General features: G+C 61.2%; 15 protein-coding genes. 12 read left to right on the forward strand and 3 right to left on the reverse strand.

The genetic code is table 11. The features are described 5' to 3' along the window. Positions 1-2: 2 nt before the first annotated feature. Both ACQZ6F_RS12945 and ACQZ6F_RS12950 read right to left on the reverse strand, forming a co-directional pair. Positions 3-1,856: a tetratricopeptide repeat protein gene (locus tag ACQZ6F_RS12945; RefSeq protein ID WP_068387576.1), complete on the reverse strand. Its 1,854-nt coding sequence runs from the start codon at positions 1,854-1,856 to the stop codon at positions 3-5. A 123-nt stretch (positions 1,857-1,979) separates the two neighbouring features. After that, positions 1,980-2,996, reverse strand: a complete 1,017-nt coding sequence (locus tag ACQZ6F_RS12950; RefSeq protein WP_077471438.1) for a polyprenyl synthetase family protein — start codon at positions 2,994-2,996, stop codon at positions 1,980-1,982. 108 nt (positions 2,997-3,104) lie between these two features. Between ACQZ6F_RS12950 and ACQZ6F_RS12955 the strand changes: the two genes are divergently transcribed. The 12 genes from ACQZ6F_RS12955 (at position 3,105) to ACQZ6F_RS13010 (ending at position 14,228) form a co-directional block, all read left to right on the forward strand. Further along, complete coding sequence (locus ACQZ6F_RS12955) at positions 3,105-3,335, forward strand: putative signal transducing protein (RefSeq protein WP_075855603.1); 231 nt, start codon at positions 3,105-3,107, stop codon at positions 3,333-3,335. Positions 3,336-3,343: 8 nt separating this feature from the next. Continuing rightward, positions 3,344-4,120, forward strand: coding sequence for a tRNA1(Val) (adenine(37)-N6)-methyltransferase (locus ACQZ6F_RS12960; RefSeq protein WP_449095868.1), 777 nt, complete (start codon positions 3,344-3,346; stop codon positions 4,118-4,120). 105 nt (positions 4,121-4,225) lie between these two features. Beyond that, positions 4,226-5,086, forward strand: coding sequence for a S49 family peptidase (locus tag ACQZ6F_RS12965; protein ID WP_449095867.1), 861 nt, complete (start codon positions 4,226-4,228; stop codon positions 5,084-5,086). Positions 5,087-5,102: 16 nt separating this feature from the next. Continuing rightward, positions 5,103-5,294: an NfeD family protein gene (locus ACQZ6F_RS12970; protein ID WP_077471441.1), complete on the forward strand. Its 192-nt coding sequence runs from the start codon at positions 5,103-5,105 to the stop codon at positions 5,292-5,294. A gap of 124 nt (positions 5,295-5,418) precedes the next feature. Next, positions 5,419-6,378 carry a glycine--tRNA ligase subunit alpha gene (locus ACQZ6F_RS12975; RefSeq protein WP_077471442.1) on the forward strand — a complete coding sequence of 320 codons (960 nt, stop codon included), beginning with the start codon at positions 5,419-5,421 and terminating at the stop codon, positions 6,376-6,378. Between the two features lie 203 nt (positions 6,379-6,581). Further along, on the forward strand, positions 6,582-7,133 hold the full coding sequence (locus tag ACQZ6F_RS12980) for a LemA family protein (RefSeq protein WP_449095866.1): 552 nt from the start codon (positions 6,582-6,584) through the stop codon (positions 7,131-7,133). Between the two features lie 122 nt (positions 7,134-7,255). Beyond that, positions 7,256-8,512, forward strand: coding sequence for a 3-phosphoshikimate 1-carboxyvinyltransferase (locus tag ACQZ6F_RS12985; protein WP_449095865.1), 1,257 nt, complete (start codon positions 7,256-7,258; stop codon positions 8,510-8,512). 92 nt (positions 8,513-8,604) lie between these two features. After that, the gene (locus ACQZ6F_RS12990; RefSeq protein WP_449095864.1) at positions 8,605-10,548 is read left to right on the forward strand and encodes a DUF2207 domain-containing protein; all 1,944 of its coding nucleotides are present in this window, start codon (positions 8,605-8,607) and stop codon (positions 10,546-10,548) included. A gap of 169 nt (positions 10,549-10,717) precedes the next feature. Next, positions 10,718-11,173 (forward strand): endonuclease domain-containing protein, encoded by a 456-nt coding sequence (locus ACQZ6F_RS12995; RefSeq protein WP_449095863.1) that lies wholly within the window; start codon positions 10,718-10,720, stop codon positions 11,171-11,173. A gap of 1 nt (position 11,174) precedes the next feature. Beyond that, entirely contained in the window at positions 11,175-13,289 is a 2,115-nt protein-coding gene (gene glyS / locus ACQZ6F_RS13000; RefSeq protein ID WP_449095862.1) for a glycine--tRNA ligase subunit beta, read from the forward strand. Positions 13,290-13,296: 7 nt separating this feature from the next. Then, positions 13,297-13,686 (forward strand): hypothetical protein, encoded by a 390-nt coding sequence (locus ACQZ6F_RS13005; RefSeq protein WP_449095861.1) that lies wholly within the window; start codon positions 13,297-13,299, stop codon positions 13,684-13,686. A gap of 50 nt (positions 13,687-13,736) precedes the next feature. Next, positions 13,737-14,228, forward strand: a complete 492-nt coding sequence (locus ACQZ6F_RS13010; protein WP_449095860.1) for a DUF523 domain-containing protein — start codon at positions 13,737-13,739, stop codon at positions 14,226-14,228. Between the two features lie 73 nt (positions 14,229-14,301). On the opposite strand, the gene ACQZ6F_RS13015 is transcribed toward ACQZ6F_RS13010, so the two are convergent. Further along, entirely contained in the window at positions 14,302-16,119 is a 1,818-nt protein-coding gene (locus tag ACQZ6F_RS13015; protein WP_449095859.1) for a methyl-accepting chemotaxis protein, read from the reverse strand. Positions 16,120-16,242 lie beyond the last annotated feature (123 nt).

Below are 16,242 nucleotides of genomic sequence, written 5' to 3' on the forward strand. Positions count from 1 at the left end.
TCTTAGGACTTCTTGTCGACCGGAGCCGGCGCGTTCGAGTCAGGGGACGGAGCTGGTGCCGGATCGGGCTGCTTGCTCTTGTCGACCGTCTTCGGATCGGTGTCGAGTGCCGGCAGGCCCTTGTCGACCTTTTCCTTGATCTTCGGAATATCGGCTTCTTCCGGCTTGGAGGCCAGAGCACGGTTCCACTGGTAGACGGCTTCCAGCTTGCGGTTGACGCGCCAATAGGCATCGCCGAGATGGTCGTTGATGGTGGGGTCGCCGGCCTTCAGCTGCGCTGCCCGTTCCAGCTCATTCACCGCATCGTCAAAGCGGTTGAGACGGAAATAGGCCCAGCCAAGCGAGTCGACGATGTAGCCGTCATCCGGCTTCAGGTCGACGGCCTTGCGGATCATGTCCAGACCCTGGTCGAGGTTCATATTCATGTCGACCCAGGAGTAGCCGAGATAGTTCAGCACCTGCGGCTGATCAGGGTTCAGCTCCAGAGCCTTCTTGAAGTTCGGCTCGGCATCGGCCCATTTCTTCAGACGCTCATAGGCAATGCCGCGCTGGAAGAACACGGCCCAGTCGCTGCGCTTCGGCACGGGCCCGATGATCTGCACGGCCTTGTCGTAATTATCGGCCATGGCCTGGAAGTCCTTGGCGTCGGAAAGGACGCTGCCATAGGCCAGGTAGCTGCGGACATCGTTAGGATCAGAATCGATCAGCGCCTTCAGATGCTTGCGAGCGTCGTCGACCTTGCCGGCCTGGGCGAGCGCAAGGCCGAGCTGCAGCTCGGAGATGCGCGCCATCGGCGAATTGTCCGGCACCTTCTTGTAGAAGGCGATGGCGCGATCGGTCTGTTCCTGCTTTTCGGCCAGGCCGCCCAGAAGAACCAGCGTATCGGCGGCCTTCGGATCGAGCGAATTGGCAATCTGCAGATAAAGCGAAACGACGTCTTCGGCGCCGTCGCGGTTCAGCGCAGCACCGATGGTGAAGAGCACGGCTGCGGCACCCTGCGCGGCGTCGGTAACCTGCTGGTCAGGCGTCTCACCCTTGGTGATGCTGTCACGCAGCGCATTCAACGGCGCGTAATTGCTGACGAGATTGTCGCCGACCGAAATCGTGTCGAGAGCCTTCTGCTTGTCGCCGGCCTTGGCTTCCAGGCGCGCCAGCGCCATGACAGAGCGCATGAAGGTGTCGGGAGCCGTGGCGCCGCCCGTCTTGTCGAGGACCGCATCATTGAGATGCGAGCGCGCCGACTTCAGGTCGCCCATTGTCAGGGCAATGGCGCCGGCATGATAGTTCTTGAAGATGTTGAACCAATCGGGGCCCTTCATCTTGTCGATCATCGAGATCGCTTCCTTGCCGCGGCCGGAGCCGGCACGCGCCCAGGCAGAAAGCAGGTTGGTCATCATCCGGTCGAGATCGTTCGGGCCGTTATATTTGAGGATTTCCTGCGCGCTGCGATATTCGTGGCGACGGATTGCGTCCATGCCGCGCACGATCGTGGTGACGCGCTCGACGGACGGATCGCTCTTCAGCTCGTTGGCGTATTTGACGCCTTCTTCGAGATTGCCGTTGAGCAGCAGCGAAATCATCAGCCGCTGGCGGATTTCGGGGTTGCCCGGGTCGATCATCAGCGCTTTCTTGTAAAGCGCGATGGCGGTGTCGTAATCGTGGTCGACATCGGCGGTACGGGCAGCGAGGAACGCGCCGGCGAATGTATCGACGCTATCGGGATCGAACACGACCTCGGCGTTGACCTCGGGTGCTGCCGGCTTGTCGTCGGCCCGCGCACCATTCAGGGCGGACACTGAAAGGATCGCCGCCAAGGCTACGCCCGAGAGAAAACGGATGGCAAGTCTCTGCCGCATTAGAAAGCCTTTCATCGAGGGACGGCCAGCGAAGTCGCCGGCGGCATAAAGCGTTCGTGTCAACTGATTCACAACAGGATGGCTTTTTTGAAGCGGCGCTGCAACAAATTCGGCCTGCCGCTATCAATTAACGCGTTCGATGCAGAAATCTATCACTTCGAGAAGTGCTGATTTCCATGGCGTTTCCGGCAATGGTGCCAGAGCGTCGCGGGCGATGGTGCCATAATGGACAGCCCGGGCGATTGTGTCGGCAAGCGCGCCATATTTCGTGATGAGCCCCAGAGCCTTCTCGAGATTCTTGTCGCTGTTATTGCCGGTTTCGATGGCGTCACGCCAGAAGGCGCGCTCTTTTTCGGTGCCACGGCGATAGGCCAGGATCACCGGAAGTGTGATCTTGCCTTCGCGGAAATCGTCGCCGACATTCTTGCCGAGATCAACAGCCTTGCCGCCATAATCCAGCGCGTCATCGACAAGCTGGAAGGCGAGGCCGAGATTGGTGCCATAGGATTTGAGCGCATTGCGCTCCGCCTTGCCGGCATTGGCGACGATCGGACCGACTTCGGCCGCGGCGGCAAAGAGCGCTGCTGTCTTGGCGCGGATGACCGAGAGATAATCGTCCTCGGTCGTTTCCATGTTCTTGGAGACCGACAGCTGCAGCACTTCGCCCTCGGCAATGACGCAGGCCGCCGAAGACAGCACGTCGAGCGCGTCGAGCGAGCCGACTTCCACCATCATGCGGAAGGCCTGGCCGAGCAGGAAGTCGCCGACGAGGACGCTCGCCTGGTTGCCCCAGATCATGCGGGCAGTGGATTTGCCACGGCGCAGATCGCTTTCGTCAACCACGTCATCATGCAGCAAGGTTGCCGTATGCAGGAACTCGACCGATGTGGCGAGCTTGATGTGATTGTCGCCCTGGTAATTGTAGAGCGCTGCCGAGGCGATGGTCAGCATCGGCCGCAGGCGCTTGCCGCCAGACGAGATCAGATGCTCCGCAACCTCGGGAATCATCTGTACATCGGAGCCGGCTTTCGACAGGATGAGCTGATTGACGCGTTCCATGTCCGCCTTGGTCAGATCCACCAAAGGCTTGATGGATGCCAGTTTATTCTTGCTTTCTTCCAGCGGTATCACGACGCCCAACGATCCGGACTCCTGTTCATTTTCTGCAAAGCACCATAAGAAGGGGCGAAAGAGGCGGCAAGAGGCGAATTGTCTCGTCGCGTAAATTTGACAGGAAACTCAAGGCTTATGCACGAACTGATCCGCACGAATGATCCGGTCCTTCTTTCCTTTGCCGAGAGCCTGATGAAAGACGCCGGGATTCATTGCTTTGTCGCGGATCAGGCCATGAGCATTCTCGAGGGCTCGCTCGGCATGCTGCCGCGCCGTTTTCTGGTGGAAGAGGAGCGTGCCGATCAGGCACGGCGCATTCTCGTCGATGCCGGTCTCGGAGACGAGCTGCGCCCTGCGCGCGGCTGAGGTCCGCCATGGCCAATAGCCCTTCCGAAACCGTCGACGCCTTCCATCGCGGAGCATTCCATATTGTCCAGCCCAAGGGCAGGGGGCATCGTTCCGGCATGGATGCGATGCTGCTGGCTGCCCTCGTGGCCGACGAACGGCCCATCAGGGTGGCCGATCTCGGTGCCGGCGCAGGTGCCGCCGGCATGGCCGTGGCGTCGCGGCTCGACCGGGCGGATGTGGTGCTGTTCGAGCGCTCGCCCGACATGGCTGAATTTGCCCGCAAGAGCCTGCTGCTGCCGGAAAATGCCCGTTTTTCCGAGCGTGTGACGGTCATCGAAGCCGATGTGACGCTGACCGGCAAGGACCGCAATAGGGCGGGACTGGTCGACGACAGCTTCCATCATGTCATTATGAATCCACCCTTCAACGATGCGAGCGACCGGCTGACGCCCGATGCGCTGAAGGCCGAGGCACATGCCATGACCGAGGGACTGTTCGAGCGGTGGATACGCACGGCGGGCGCTATCATGATCCCCGGCGGCCAGCTGTCGTTGATCGCCCGGCCGGAATCGATCGGCGAGATCATCGCCGCCTGTGGCCGGCGTTTCGGCGGCATCGAGATCACGCCGATCCATCCGCGCGAGGGCGAGAATGCGGTTCGTATCCTGGTGACGGCGATCAAGGGATCGAGGGCGCGGCTGGGGCTGCGCGCGCCGCTGATCATGCACGGCGAGGGGACGCATAAATTCACCGATTTCGTCGACGATATGAATAATGGTCGTGCCGCCTACGCACGCAAATAGCGTCTCGCTTGCGTGATTTGGCACATGAAATGCGATCGGCGATGTTGCGTTTGTCGTTTCCGTGCATACATCACGGGCAGTGAACTTCATGATTCAAGGTGACGAATGGTTGGGTTTTTGAGACGCATGCTTCCGAAGCGGTTTCGCAAGGAAAGGCTGGTCATCCCCGTCGTTCGGCTGAGCGGTGTCATTTCGGCGGGCGGCGGCCCGCTGCGGCAATCGCTGAATCTCGCCGGTGTGTCGCAGGCGTTGGAAAAGGCTTTCGACATGAAGACCGCGCCGGCCGTCGCCATCGTCGTCAATTCGCCGGGCGGCTCGCCGGTGCAGTCGCGGATGATCTATAACCGCATTCGCGACCTGGCCGTTGAGAAGAACAAGAAGGTTCTGGTCTTCGTCGAGGATGTGGCAGCTTCCGGCGGTTATATGATTGCGCTCGCGGGTGACGAAATCATCGCCGACCCCACCTCCATTGTCGGTTCTATCGGCGTCGTCTCCGGCGGCTTCGGCTTTCCGGAGCTACTGAAGAAGATCGGCGTCGAGCGCCGTGTCTATACCGCCGGCGCGAACAAGGCGATTCTTGATCCCTTCCAGCCGGAGAAGGAAAAGGACATCGAATATCTGAAGAGCCTGCAGCTCGAGATTCACAAGGTCTTCATCGACATGGTGCTCGAGCGTCGCACGGGAAAGCTCTCGGCCGACGAAACCGTGTTCTCGGGCTTGTTCTGGACGGGCGGGCGCGGACTGGAGCTTGGCCTGATCGACGGTCTCGGCGACATGCGCCAGGAATTGCGGAAGCGCTTTGGCGACAAGGTCAAGCTGACGCTGGTCACCACGCCACGCAGTCTTTTCGGCCGTCGCGCGCCCGGTGTTTCGCTCTCGGGCATGGACGGTCTCGGTGCGAGCCTTGCATCCGGGCTTGCCGAAGCGGCAGAGGAAAAGGCATTGTGGGGCCGGTACGGGTTGTAATCAGGAGCGCTGGGTAATGCCCCAGATCATCTTCTTTATCGTCGCTATCGGCGGCATCTGGTTCTTGTATCGGCGTTTCGTCCGCGACGCTCAGCGGCTTGCCGAAAAGTCCCGCCGCGCCGAAACAGAACGGCGCACGGGTGCGATCGGGACGCTGGTCAAGGATCCGAAGACGGGTGAATACCGCGTCAAGCGCGACGACGAGTAGGATGTGCGAAGGTCGCGGGGCGGACAACGGCCAGACGACAGTTTGCCTGTCAAAGTCTTGACCCTTTCGTCTCGCCGTGGCACCTGTCCGCCCAACCATTCGCTAGCAGAAGAAATCAGCTCCCATGACTGCCAACGTGCCCGACCATATGAACCCGAAGCGCTCCTTTCAGGCGCTGATCCTGACGCTGCACAATTACTGGGCTGACAAGGGTTGCGCGGTTCTGCAGCCCTACGACATGGAAGTCGGTGCGGGCACGTTCCATCCGGCGACCACGCTGCGCGCGCTCGGCCCGAAGCCCTGGCGGGCTGCCTATGTCCAGCCGTCGCGCCGCCCGTCCGACGGCCGTTATGGTGAAAACCCGAACCGCCTGCAGCATTATTATCAGTATCAGGTCATCCTGAAGCCCAATCCGCCGAACCTGCAGGAGCTCTATCTCGGCTCGCTGAAGGCGATCGGCCTCGATCCGCTGTTGCACGACATCCGCTTCGTCGAGGACGACTGGGAAAGCCCGACGCTCGGCGCATGGGGTCTTGGCTGGGAATGCTGGTGCGACGGCATGGAAGTGTCGCAGTTCACCTATTTCCAGCAGGTCTGCGGCATCGAATGCGCACCGGTTGCCGGCGAATTGACTTACGGTCTGGAACGTCTGGCCACCTATGTCCAGGGCGTCGACAGCGTCTACGATCTCAATTTCAACGGCCTCGAAGGCGAAGACAAGATCAGCTACGGCGATATCTTCCTGCAGGCCGAGCAGGAATATTCCCGGCATAATTTCGAATATGCCAATACCGAGATGCTGCATCGCCATTTCATCGATGCCGAGAAGGAATGCCAGGCATTGCTGGCGGCCGGTGCCCCCGGTGACAGCGATAACCAGCGCCTGCACAAATGCGTCTTCCCGGCCTATGACCAGTGCATCAAGGCCAGCCACGTCTTCAACCTGCTCGATGCCCGCGGCGTCATCTCTGTGACCGAGCGGCAGAGCTACATCCTGCGTGTGCGCACGCTGGCCAAGGCTTGCGGCGAGGCGTTCCTGCTCACCGATGCAGGCGGCATCAACTGGAACCAGCAGGCGGCCTGAGCCTGAACTCCAGCCGGAGCGCGTATACGCGCGCTCCAGAGATCATGGTTCACGGCACATCTTCTTTGAGCAATCGCGAATGTAATTCCTCTGATTGGGCTGCTTTCGCCCGACTTTGGGCGATTATTGCGGTAAATGCCGGGTGACATTGCGAAAAAATCTGCCTAGTGTCCCGGCGGTTGCAGTCGCCATGGGGATTCGAGATGTATATTCTTCTAGCGATCATAGTGCTGACAGCACTCTATGTGGTCTTCATCTACAACGGGCTTGTTCGTTCCCGCCAGGTTGCCGAAGAGGCGTGGTCCGGCATCGACGTGCAATTGAAGCGCCGCGCCGATCTCATTCCCAACCTGGTCGAGACGGTCAAAGGCTATGCTGGCCATGAGAATAAGACGCTCGTGGAAGTCACCCAGGCGCGTGCCGCGGCCCAGGCCGTCCCCGCTGGCGACGTTGCCGGTCGCGCCGCTGCCGAAGGCATGCTCAGCCAGGCGCTTGGGCGCCTGATGGTCGTCTCCGAATCCTATCCCGACCTGAAGGCCAATACCGGCTTTGTCGAGCTGCAGCAGTCGCTGGAGACGACGGAAAACGAGATCCAGATGTCGCGCCGCTACTACAATGGTGCCGCGCGCGATCTGAACGTCAAGGTCGAGACCTTCCCCAACAATCTCATCGCCGGCCCCTTCGGCTTCGTCAAGAAGGCCTATTTCGAGATCACCAACGAAGCGGATCGCGCCGTTCCCACGGTAAAGTTCTGAGATTCCCGCTATCGGTTTTTCGTGTGAGGCGGTAAAGGAAGTCGCTTGGCGGCCGATGGCCGCCTCCTTGATTGACCTGAAAATCGGCCATCGGCCGCCTTCCTGACTGACCAAAGAGAATGATGATGGGTAGAGCCAAACTCACGATTATCCCGCCTGGCAAGCCGCTCACCGGCCGCGCCATGCCGCCGGGATCGAAGTCGATCACCAACCGCGCGCTGCTGCTCGCCGGCCTTGCCAAGGGCACGAGCCGGCTGACCGGTGCGCTGAAGAGTGACGATACCCGCTATATGGCCGAAGCACTGCGCGCCATGGGTGTCACGATCGACGAGCCCGACGCCACCACCTTCATCGTGACGGGCAGCGGCAAATTGACAGCACCGTCCGAGCCGCTTTTCCTCGGCAATGCCGGCACGGCGACCCGCTTCCTGACGGCCGCCGCCGCTCTGGTCGACGGCAAGGTCGTGGTCGATGGCGATCAGCACATGCGCAAGCGGCCGATCGGCCCGCTGGTCGATGCGTTGCGTTCGCTCGGAATCGACGCCTCGACGGAAACCGGCTGCCCGCCTGTGACGATCAACGGCACCGGCCGCTTCGAGGCAAGCCGCGTGCAGATCGATGGCGGCCTGTCCAGCCAGTATGTCTCGGCGCTCCTGATGATGGCCGCCGGCGGTGACCGCGCCGTCGATGTCGAGTTGCTTGGCGAGCATATCGGCGCCCTCGGCTATATCGACTTGACTGTCGCCGCCATGCGCGCTTTCGGCGCCAAGGTCGAGCGCGTGAGCCCGGTTGCCTGGCGCGTCGAGGCCACCGGCTACCATGCCGCCGATTTCCTCATCGAGCCGGACGCCTCGGCCGCGACCTATCTCTGGGCGGCGGAAGTTCTGAGCGGCGGCAAGATCGATCTCGGTACGCCGGCCACGGACTTTTCGCAGCCGGATGCGCGGGCCTATGATTTCATCTCGAAGTTCCCGCACCTGCCTGCCGTCATCGACGGATCGCAGATGCAGGATGCCATCCCGACGCTCGCCGTTCTCGCCGCCTTCAACGAAACGCCGGTGCGCTTCGTCGGCATCGAGAACCTTCGCGTCAAGGAATGCGACCGCATCCGCGCGCTGTCGAGTGGCCTATCGCGTATCGTCCCGGACCTCGGCACCGAGGAGGGCGATGATCTGATCGTCGCTTCTGATCCGAGCCTTGCCGGCAAGGTCCTGCCAGCCGAGATCGACAGCTTCGCCGATCACCGCATCGCCATGAGCTTTGCGCTTGCTGGCCTGAAGATCGGCGGCATCACCATTCTCGACCCGGACTGCGTCGCCAAGACCTTCCCGTCCTACTGGAACGTGCTGGCTTCACTCGGGGTCACCTACGAAGACTGACGCTCTGCAATCCCACGGGAAGTGAGGGCGCGGAAGCATTCTTGACGTGAGGCGGCGCCGGCAACGGCGCCGCGCTATCTCTTGGGGGAGCGATGACACGGTTTTGCGGGTTCTTCCTGGCCTTGTGCCTGCTGCTTTGCGCAACCGCGGTAACGGCGGCCGAACTCATCGCCAATTTCGATCAGGCGATTGCCCTGCATCGCGACGGTTCGATGCGGGTGGTCGAAACCATCGCCGTGAATGCGGAAGGGCGTGATATCCGCCGTGGCATCTTCCGCGATTTTCCGCTGACATTCACCGATGCCAACGGCCGCACGACCGAGGTGGATTTCAAGGTCGTCTCCGTCGAGCGTGATGGTCAGCCGGAGGATTGGCGCAGCGAGCGCATCCAGGGTGGTGAGCGCATCTATATCGGCAATGCCGATCGAGTCCTGAACCCAGGCCCGCACACATTCCGCATCACCTACGATACCGACAGGCAGATCCGCTATTTCGATGATCACGAAGAGCTCTACTGGAACGTGACAGGCAATGGCTGGCTGTTTCCAATCATCAATGCCAGAGCGGTGGTGACATTGCCCGATGGCGTGCAGCCGCAACAGCTTGCCTTCTTCACCGGCCCTCTCGGCGCGAACGGCAAGAACGCAAGTGCGAGCGCACAGGGCAATATCGTCACCTTCGCAACGACCCGGCCGCTCGCCATGGCCGAAGGCCTGACCATCGCCGTCAAGCTTGCCAAAGGGACGATCGCGCCGCCGAGCGGCACCCAGCAGTGGGGCTGGTTCCTCCGTGATCATATCGATACCATCATCGCCATCGGCGGCTTGATCGTCCTCTTCATCTACTACATGCGCAGCTGGGTGAGGGTTGGGCGCGATCCGCCGCCGGGCGTGATGGTTCCGCGCTGGGACCCGCCTGAGGGCATTTCACCGGCTTTGGTGAACTATATCGACAATAAGGGCTTCGCCAGCTCCGGTTGGACGGCGCTGTCGGCGACGGCGATCGATCTCGCGGTGCGCGGCTATGTCGTTCTTGATGATCTGAAGGAGAAGGTCGTCATTCGACCCACCGGCAAGGCGGCGGACAGCAATCTGGTCGGTGGCGACAAGGTGTTGATGCAGGCCGTTGGTCCATTTTCTCCGCTGGTCATCGGCAAGGAGAACGGCGAGGCGGTACAGCAGCTCGGCTCGAAATTCCGCAGCGCCATCGAGCGTGACCATCGCGGTGAATATTACAAAGCCAATTCGCTTTACGTCATCGCCGGCATTGCTCTGTCTGTCTTGATCCTGGCGTCCATCATCATCTTTGGGCGATTGCATGAAAACGCCGTGCCGCTGATCCTCATGCCTGGTTTCCTGTCGGTCTTCGTGACGATCTTTACCAACATCATCGGCCGGAGGTTCCGCCGTCACAACGCCGGTCTCGGCCAACGGATCCTGTCCGTTTTGATCTGTGCTTTCTTCGGCTTCATCGTGGTATCGGCCGTCGTCAACGGCTTTGGCGCTGCCGTGGTGCCTCTATGGGAGGCAGGCCTGCTGCCGCTGACCGCCGGCATCGTCGGCATTTTCGCGCTCAACGTCGTCTTCTATTTCCTGATGGGCGCACCGACGCCGCTCGGGCGCAAGATGATGGATGGCATTGCCGGTCTCAGACAATATCTGACGCTCGCCGAACGCGAGCGCATGAACATGCAGGGCGCACCGCAGATGTCGCCGCAGCATTTCGAAAAGCTGCTGCCCTATGCGGTAGCACTCGGCGTCGAAAAGCCCTGGTCGAGCGCCTTCGAGAATTGGCTCGCAACGGCAGCCGGCGCGACTGTGGCCGCCGCCTATGCGCCGCTCTGGTATTCCGGCAATTTCAACCCCGGCAACATCGGCGGAACCATCGGTGATTTCTCGTCGTCGATGGCATCCACCATCGCCTCGACCATTCCCGCCCCGGTATCGAGCTCATCCTCTGCATTTGGCGGTGGGGGCGGCGGTGGCGGCGGCTCCTCCGGTGGCGGCGGAGGCGGCGGCGGCGGCGGGGGGTGGTAGTTACACACCTCCCCCTTGAGGGGGGAGGTCGCCGCGAAGCGGCGGGTGGGGGTGACTGTTGTTTGGCTGCGGAGGTTGCCGCGATCACCCCACCCCGGCCTGCGGCCGACCCTCCCCCTCAAGGGGAGGGTGTTGGGAGCGGCGCTATCTCAAGAGATATGGATCGTTAATGCCCAAAAAGCCCTCCAAACTGGATCGCTTCAAGATTGCCAATAGCCGCCGCTTACGTGCCGGTTCGACGGATGCGGAAACCAGGCTCTGGAGGCATTTATGGCGCATTCCGATCGAAGGGACGCACTTTCGCCGTCAGGTTCCGATCGGACGCTATTTCGCTGATTTCGCCTGTCATCAGATCGGTCTCATTATCGAGCTCGACGGCAGCCAGCACACAGAGGCACCGGCAAGGCGTTATGACGCTGACCGGACGTCCTATCTCGAAAGCCAAGGCTATCATGTCATAAGATTCTGGAATGCCGAGGTCATGGATGAGATCGAGGCTGTTCTGGATACGATATTTGCCATTGTGCAGCAGCGGCAAATTTTGCTAGCAGAGGCCGACCGTTTTCACGCCACTCCGGCACGCCGTGCCGACCCTCTCTCTCAAGGGGAGGGTGAGGAACCTTGACATGCCCGATCTCCTGCTCGAACTCCGCTCCGAGGAAATTCCCGCCCGTATGCAGCGCAAGGCTGCCGGCGATCTGAAGAAGCTGGTGACGGATGCCCTGGTCGAGGCGGGTCTTTCCTATGAGGGGGCCAGGGAATATTGGACGCCGCGGCGCCTCACGCTCGATATTCGCGGCCTGACGGCACGCTCGGCCGATGTGCGCGAGGAGCGCAAGGGACCGCGCACCGACGCCAATGAAAAGGCGATCGAGGGCTTTTTGCGCGGCGCAGGCCTCGCGTCCATCTCGGAAGCGCAGGTGCAAAGCGACCCGAAGAAGGGCGATTTCTACGTCGCGATCATTTCCAAGCCGGGCCGTTCGGCTGAGGAAATCGTCGCTGCCGTGATGCCCGATATCGTCAGAAATTTTCCCTGGCCGAAATCCATGCGCTGGGGCAAGGCATCCGCCAGACCCGGCTCGCTTCGCTGGGTGCGCCCGCTGCAGTCGATCATCTGCACCTTCGGCACCGAACATGAAGAGACCGTCGTCATCGCCTTCGAGATCGACGGCATCGTCGCCTCGAACGTGACCTACGGCCATCGCTTCCATGCGCCTGATGCGATCATGGTCAAGCGGTTCGAGGATTATGTCTCGAGCCTGGAAAAGGCTAAGGTCGTTCTGGATGCCGAGCGCCGCAAGGACATCATCCTGCATGACGCCCGCGATATCGCCTTTGCCAACGGCCTGGAACTGGTCGAGGATGAAGGCCTCTTGGAAGAAGTATCCGGTCTGGTCGAGTGGCCACAGGTGTTGATGGGCTCCTTCGAGGAAGACTATCTCTCGATCCCTTCGGAAATCATCCGCCTCACCATCAAGACCAATCAGAAGTGTTTCGTCACCCGCCCGCAGGTGGGAGAGACGCTGTCCAACCGTTTCATTCTCATTTCCAACATCCAGGCGACGGATGGCGGCAAGGAAATCATTCACGGCAACGGCAAGGTCGTACGCGCCCGCCTGTCCGACGCGCTGCATTTCTGGAAGCGCGACCAGGGCGATCTGCCCGATCTCGAAACGCTGGAAGCCGCCGCCGCCAAATTCGGGCTCGACCTGAAGAAGCCGCTCGATCAGCGCATGGCCAAGCTCGATGCGCTTGGTGTTACCTTCCATGCCAAGCTCGGCAGCCAGGGCGAGCGTGTCACCCGCATTCGTGCGCTGGCGGCTGATCTTGCCAAGATTACCGGCGCCGATCCCGCTCTGGTCGACCGCGCCGTTGTGCTCGCCAAGGCTGACCTGCGCACCGAAGCCGTCGGCGAATTCCCCGAGCTGCAGGGACTTATGGGCCGCAAATATGCGGTACTGCAGGGCGAGAACGCCTCGGTCGCCGCCGCCATCGAGGATCACTACAAGCCGCAAGGCCCATCCGACCGCGTCCCCGAGGACAAGGTTGCGATCACGGTCGCGCTCGCCGACAAGCTGGATACGCTCGTCGGCTTCTGGGCGATCGACGAGAAGCCCACAGGCTCGAAAGACCCTTACGCGCTGCGCCGCGCTGCCCTCGGCGTCGTCCGTATCCTTTTGGAGCGAGGCGTGCGGCTGCCGCTGCTGGCAGCGACCAAGGATGCCGATCTGCTGGCCTTCTTCCATGATCGCCTCAAGGTCTACCTGCGCGATCTCGGCGCTCGCCATGACCTGATCGACGCGGTGCTGACGCCGGAGACCGACGATCTGCTGATGATCGCCCGTCGCGTCGAGGCGCTGACGGCCTTCATCACCTCCGAGGATGGCAAGAACCTGCTCGCCGGCACCAAGCGCGCCACGCAGCTTCTGGCGGCCGAAGAGAAGAAGGGTACGGTTGTCGCCGACAGCGTTTCGGAAGCGCTGCTGAAGCTCGATGCCGAGAAGCATCTGTTCGCCGCCGTCAAAGCCGCTTCCGCGGAAGCATCGGATGCAATCGCCAAGGAAGATTTCCGCTCGGCCATGGCAGCGCTTTCCAAGCTGCGCGTGCCCGTCGACCGCTTCTTCGAAGACGTGCTCGTTAACGATGAAGACGCCGCCATCCGCGCCAATCGCCTGGCGCTGCTGCGCCTGATCCGCGAGGCAACGGGCACGGTCGCTGACTTCTCGAAGATTGCGGGGTAACCAAGAGATGACCGCCGAGCAATGGTTTATGCCTTTGTTTGGAATGTCTTTTTTTGGCCTCTGGCTGCTTATGGCCATGCTTTTTGTCATTTTGACACCGCGAGTGTTTCGCGATCCGAGAATGCAAGTCAGTCAGCGCGCATTTTGGCGTGGTATTCGCAGCTACTCGGACTACGCCAAGCGTTTGGAAGAGAACGGGGCGAGGGGACAGGAAGCGCTCAGGGATATTCGTAGGCAGTATTTCGCGACACGCGTCGGAGGAATACACTGCATTTTTCTGGCGGTTTTCTTTGGTCTGACGGTAATTTTCGGCCTTTGCGAGTTCGCCGCTCATGGCACGCAAGATCACGTTGCAAAGACGGGGGAGTCTGCTGTTGTACAGAGCTCCGCGAACTGATCAGTCAACGTATTCTACCCATAGGCTTTTACCGTTGGGCCTTCGATAAAATGAACAAGATCCTCGTCAGCGCCTGCCTCATGGGCTATGCCGTCCGCTATGACGGCCGTTCCAAGCCGCTTATCCATCCGGCGATTGATCGCTGGCGCGAGGAGGGGCTGTTGGTAACGATCTGTCCGGAAATGTCTTCGGGCATGGCTGTGCCCAGGCCGCCGGCCGAAATCGCTGGCGGAGCCACCGGTGAGGACGTGCTTGCCGGCACAGCACGCGTCCTGGAGATTACCGGCGGCGATGTTACAGCCGAATTTCTACAGGCAGCCGAAAATGCGCTGGCGCTCGCTAAGGAAACCGGCTGCGGCTATGCCCTGCTGATCGATGGCAGCCCATCCTGCGGCTCGGGCTTCATCTATGACGGTACATTCTCCGGCGCCCGGCACACCGGCCATGGCGTCACGGCGGCGCTGTTGCAGCGAGCCGGCATCGAGGTTTACTCCGATCGCGAGATCGACAGGCTGGTCGAGCGACTGAAGACGACGGACTGAGGCAACCAGTCGGAGCTTAAACGAAAACCGCCGGACGTCAGCCCGGCGGTTTTGCTTTTCTGACTTACCCCGCTCAGGCGGCGCGGCGGCGGTGATCCATGGCGGGGTGGCCGTCGTTGACACGGAAGCCACGGATGAGCGCCAGCAGATCTTCCGTATCGGCGGCGAGCGTCTCGGCCGAGGCTGTCGTCTCTTCCGCCATGGCGGCGTTCTGCTGGGTCGCGGCGTCGAGCTGGTTCATCGAAGAGGAGATCGAGCGCAGCGTCGTATCCTGCTCGGAGGCGCTGTGGGCGATCTTCGAGACGATTTCGTTGGCGGCCTTGATCTGGTCGGAGATGCGCTTCAGCGCTTCGCCGGCCTCGCCGACAAGGCGGACGCCCTGGTCGACCTGGCCGGAAGAGCGGGCGATCTGATCCTTGATCTCCTTGGCGGCTGCCGCGGAACGCTGGGCCAGTTCGCGCACTTCCTGGGCGACGACCGCAAAGCCCTTGCCGGATTCGCCGGCACGAGCGGCTTCGACGCCGGCGTTGAGTGCCAGAAGGTTGGTCTGGAAGGCGATTTCGTCGATGACGCCGATGATCTTGCCGATCTCCGAGGACGACTTCTCGATCCCGCTCATGGCTTCGATGGCTTGGGCAACCACGGCATCGCTGCGTGAAGCCTCGGTGCTGACGGCATGAACACGCTTGCTGGCCTCATGTGCGCCTTCCGCGGTCTGGCGGACGGCGACAGTCAGTTCGTCCAGGGCAGCCGAGGTTTCTTCCAGGCTGGCGGCCTGGCGCTCGGTGCGCTGCGAAAGTTCGTTGGAGGCGCGACGAATCTCTTCCTTGCTGAGGCCGATGTCGTTGCCCTTGGCATTGACGCGTCCCATGGCGGCTTCCAGATGCGACAGCGCCTCGTTGAAGTTGTTGCGCAGGCCTTCGTAACCCGTACCGAGATCGCTGCAGCGTATGGTCAGGTTCCCCTGGGCGAGGTCTTCGAGCGCCCTGCCGATAACGGAGACGACGCGCGCCTGCTCACGGGCTTCGTCCTGCTGCTGGCGCTGGTTCTGCTCGCGTTCGCTGCTGATCTCCAGTTCCTGAGCGGCCTGGCGATCCGCCAGGATATGGCGTTCGCGGATCTTTTCCTGCAGCGCCTGCGTCGCCTTGGCCATCAGGCCGATTTCATTGCGCATATCGGCATGGGGGATGCTCACCTTGACGTCCTCGTCAGCCACGGCCTTGAGGGCGGCGTGAACCTCGGCAAGCGGTCTCGTTATGCCGCGAATGAAGTAGAGGGCCGCACCGATACCGATGACGAAGACAAGACCGCAGATCAGCAGCGCCCGCCACATCGTCGCGTTGATCTGAGCCTGCAGGTCGTCCATGTAGACGCCGCAGCCGAGCACCAGCTGCCAGGGAGCAAAGGCGGCGGAATAGCTGCCCTTCAGGAAGAACTCGCTATCGGCATGGCCGGGCTTGTTCCAGTAATAAATCGTCCGGCCGCCGCCCTTGATGCCCTTTTCGACCATTTCCTTGCTGAAATGGGTGCCGTTCTTATCAACCTGCGAGGACATGTCCTTGCCGATATTGACAGGGCTCGGGTGAATGCGTTGTACGACATTGTAGTCGAAGCCGAAGAGATAGCCGGCCGGCGCAAAACTGACATGCGACAGCAGCTTGAAGGCCTCCGCCTGAGCGGCCTCATGCGTCATCTCGCCGGATTTTTCACGCTGATAGTATTGGTCCAGAACGGATATGCCGGATTCGACCTGCGTGCGCAGCATATCGAAGCGGTCGTCATAGATGGAATCGGCCTGCGACCGGATCTGAAAATAAGTGGCCACGGCAAAGGCGGCCATCAGGACGCCGAGCAGGGCAAATAATTGATGTGCGATCTTGAGATTTTTCATAACGTCTCCCACAGGTAATTGAATACCGGTGCGGTATCCTACCGCCTGTGCGATCGCCTGAGAGAACCTCAATACGCTTGCCGCTGCTCGAAATGACATGCTGCTGTCCGGTGGGCAGTAAAA

Source organism: Rhizobium sp. A22-96 (assembly GCF_053521805.1).

Bases quoted from the DNA above. Each gene is read 5' to 3' on its own strand.
- ACQZ6F_RS12945 (WP_068387576.1), bottom strand. From the start codon at position 1,856: ATGCGGCAGAGACTTGCCATCCGTTTTCTCTCGGGCGTAGCCTTGGCG.
- ACQZ6F_RS12955 (WP_075855603.1), top strand. From the start codon at position 3,105: ATGCACGAACTGATCCGCACGAATGATCCGGTCCTTCTTTCCTTTGCC.
- ACQZ6F_RS12960 (WP_449095868.1), top strand. From the start codon at position 3,344: ATGGCCAATAGCCCTTCCGAAACCGTCGACGCCTTCCATCGCGGAGCA.
- ACQZ6F_RS12965 (WP_449095867.1), top strand. From the start codon at position 4,226: ATGGTTGGGTTTTTGAGACGCATGCTTCCGAAGCGGTTTCGCAAGGAA.
- ACQZ6F_RS12970 (WP_077471441.1), top strand. From the start codon at position 5,103: ATGCCCCAGATCATCTTCTTTATCGTCGCTATCGGCGGCATCTGGTTC.
- ACQZ6F_RS12975 (WP_077471442.1), top strand. From the start codon at position 5,419: ATGACTGCCAACGTGCCCGACCATATGAACCCGAAGCGCTCCTTTCAG.
- ACQZ6F_RS12980 (WP_449095866.1), top strand. From the start codon at position 6,582: ATGTATATTCTTCTAGCGATCATAGTGCTGACAGCACTCTATGTGGTC.
- ACQZ6F_RS12985 (WP_449095865.1), top strand. From the start codon at position 7,256: ATGATGGGTAGAGCCAAACTCACGATTATCCCGCCTGGCAAGCCGCTC.
- ACQZ6F_RS12990 (WP_449095864.1), top strand. From the start codon at position 8,605: ATGACACGGTTTTGCGGGTTCTTCCTGGCCTTGTGCCTGCTGCTTTGC.
- ACQZ6F_RS12995 (WP_449095863.1), top strand. From the start codon at position 10,718: ATGCCCAAAAAGCCCTCCAAACTGGATCGCTTCAAGATTGCCAATAGC.
- glyS (WP_449095862.1), top strand. From the start codon at position 11,175: ATGCCCGATCTCCTGCTCGAACTCCGCTCCGAGGAAATTCCCGCCCGT.
- ACQZ6F_RS13005 (WP_449095861.1), top strand. From the start codon at position 13,297: ATGACCGCCGAGCAATGGTTTATGCCTTTGTTTGGAATGTCTTTTTTT.
- ACQZ6F_RS13010 (WP_449095860.1), top strand. From the start codon at position 13,737: ATGAACAAGATCCTCGTCAGCGCCTGCCTCATGGGCTATGCCGTCCGC.
- ACQZ6F_RS13015 (WP_449095859.1), bottom strand. From the start codon at position 16,119: ATGAAAAATCTCAAGATCGCACATCAATTATTTGCCCTGCTCGGCGTC.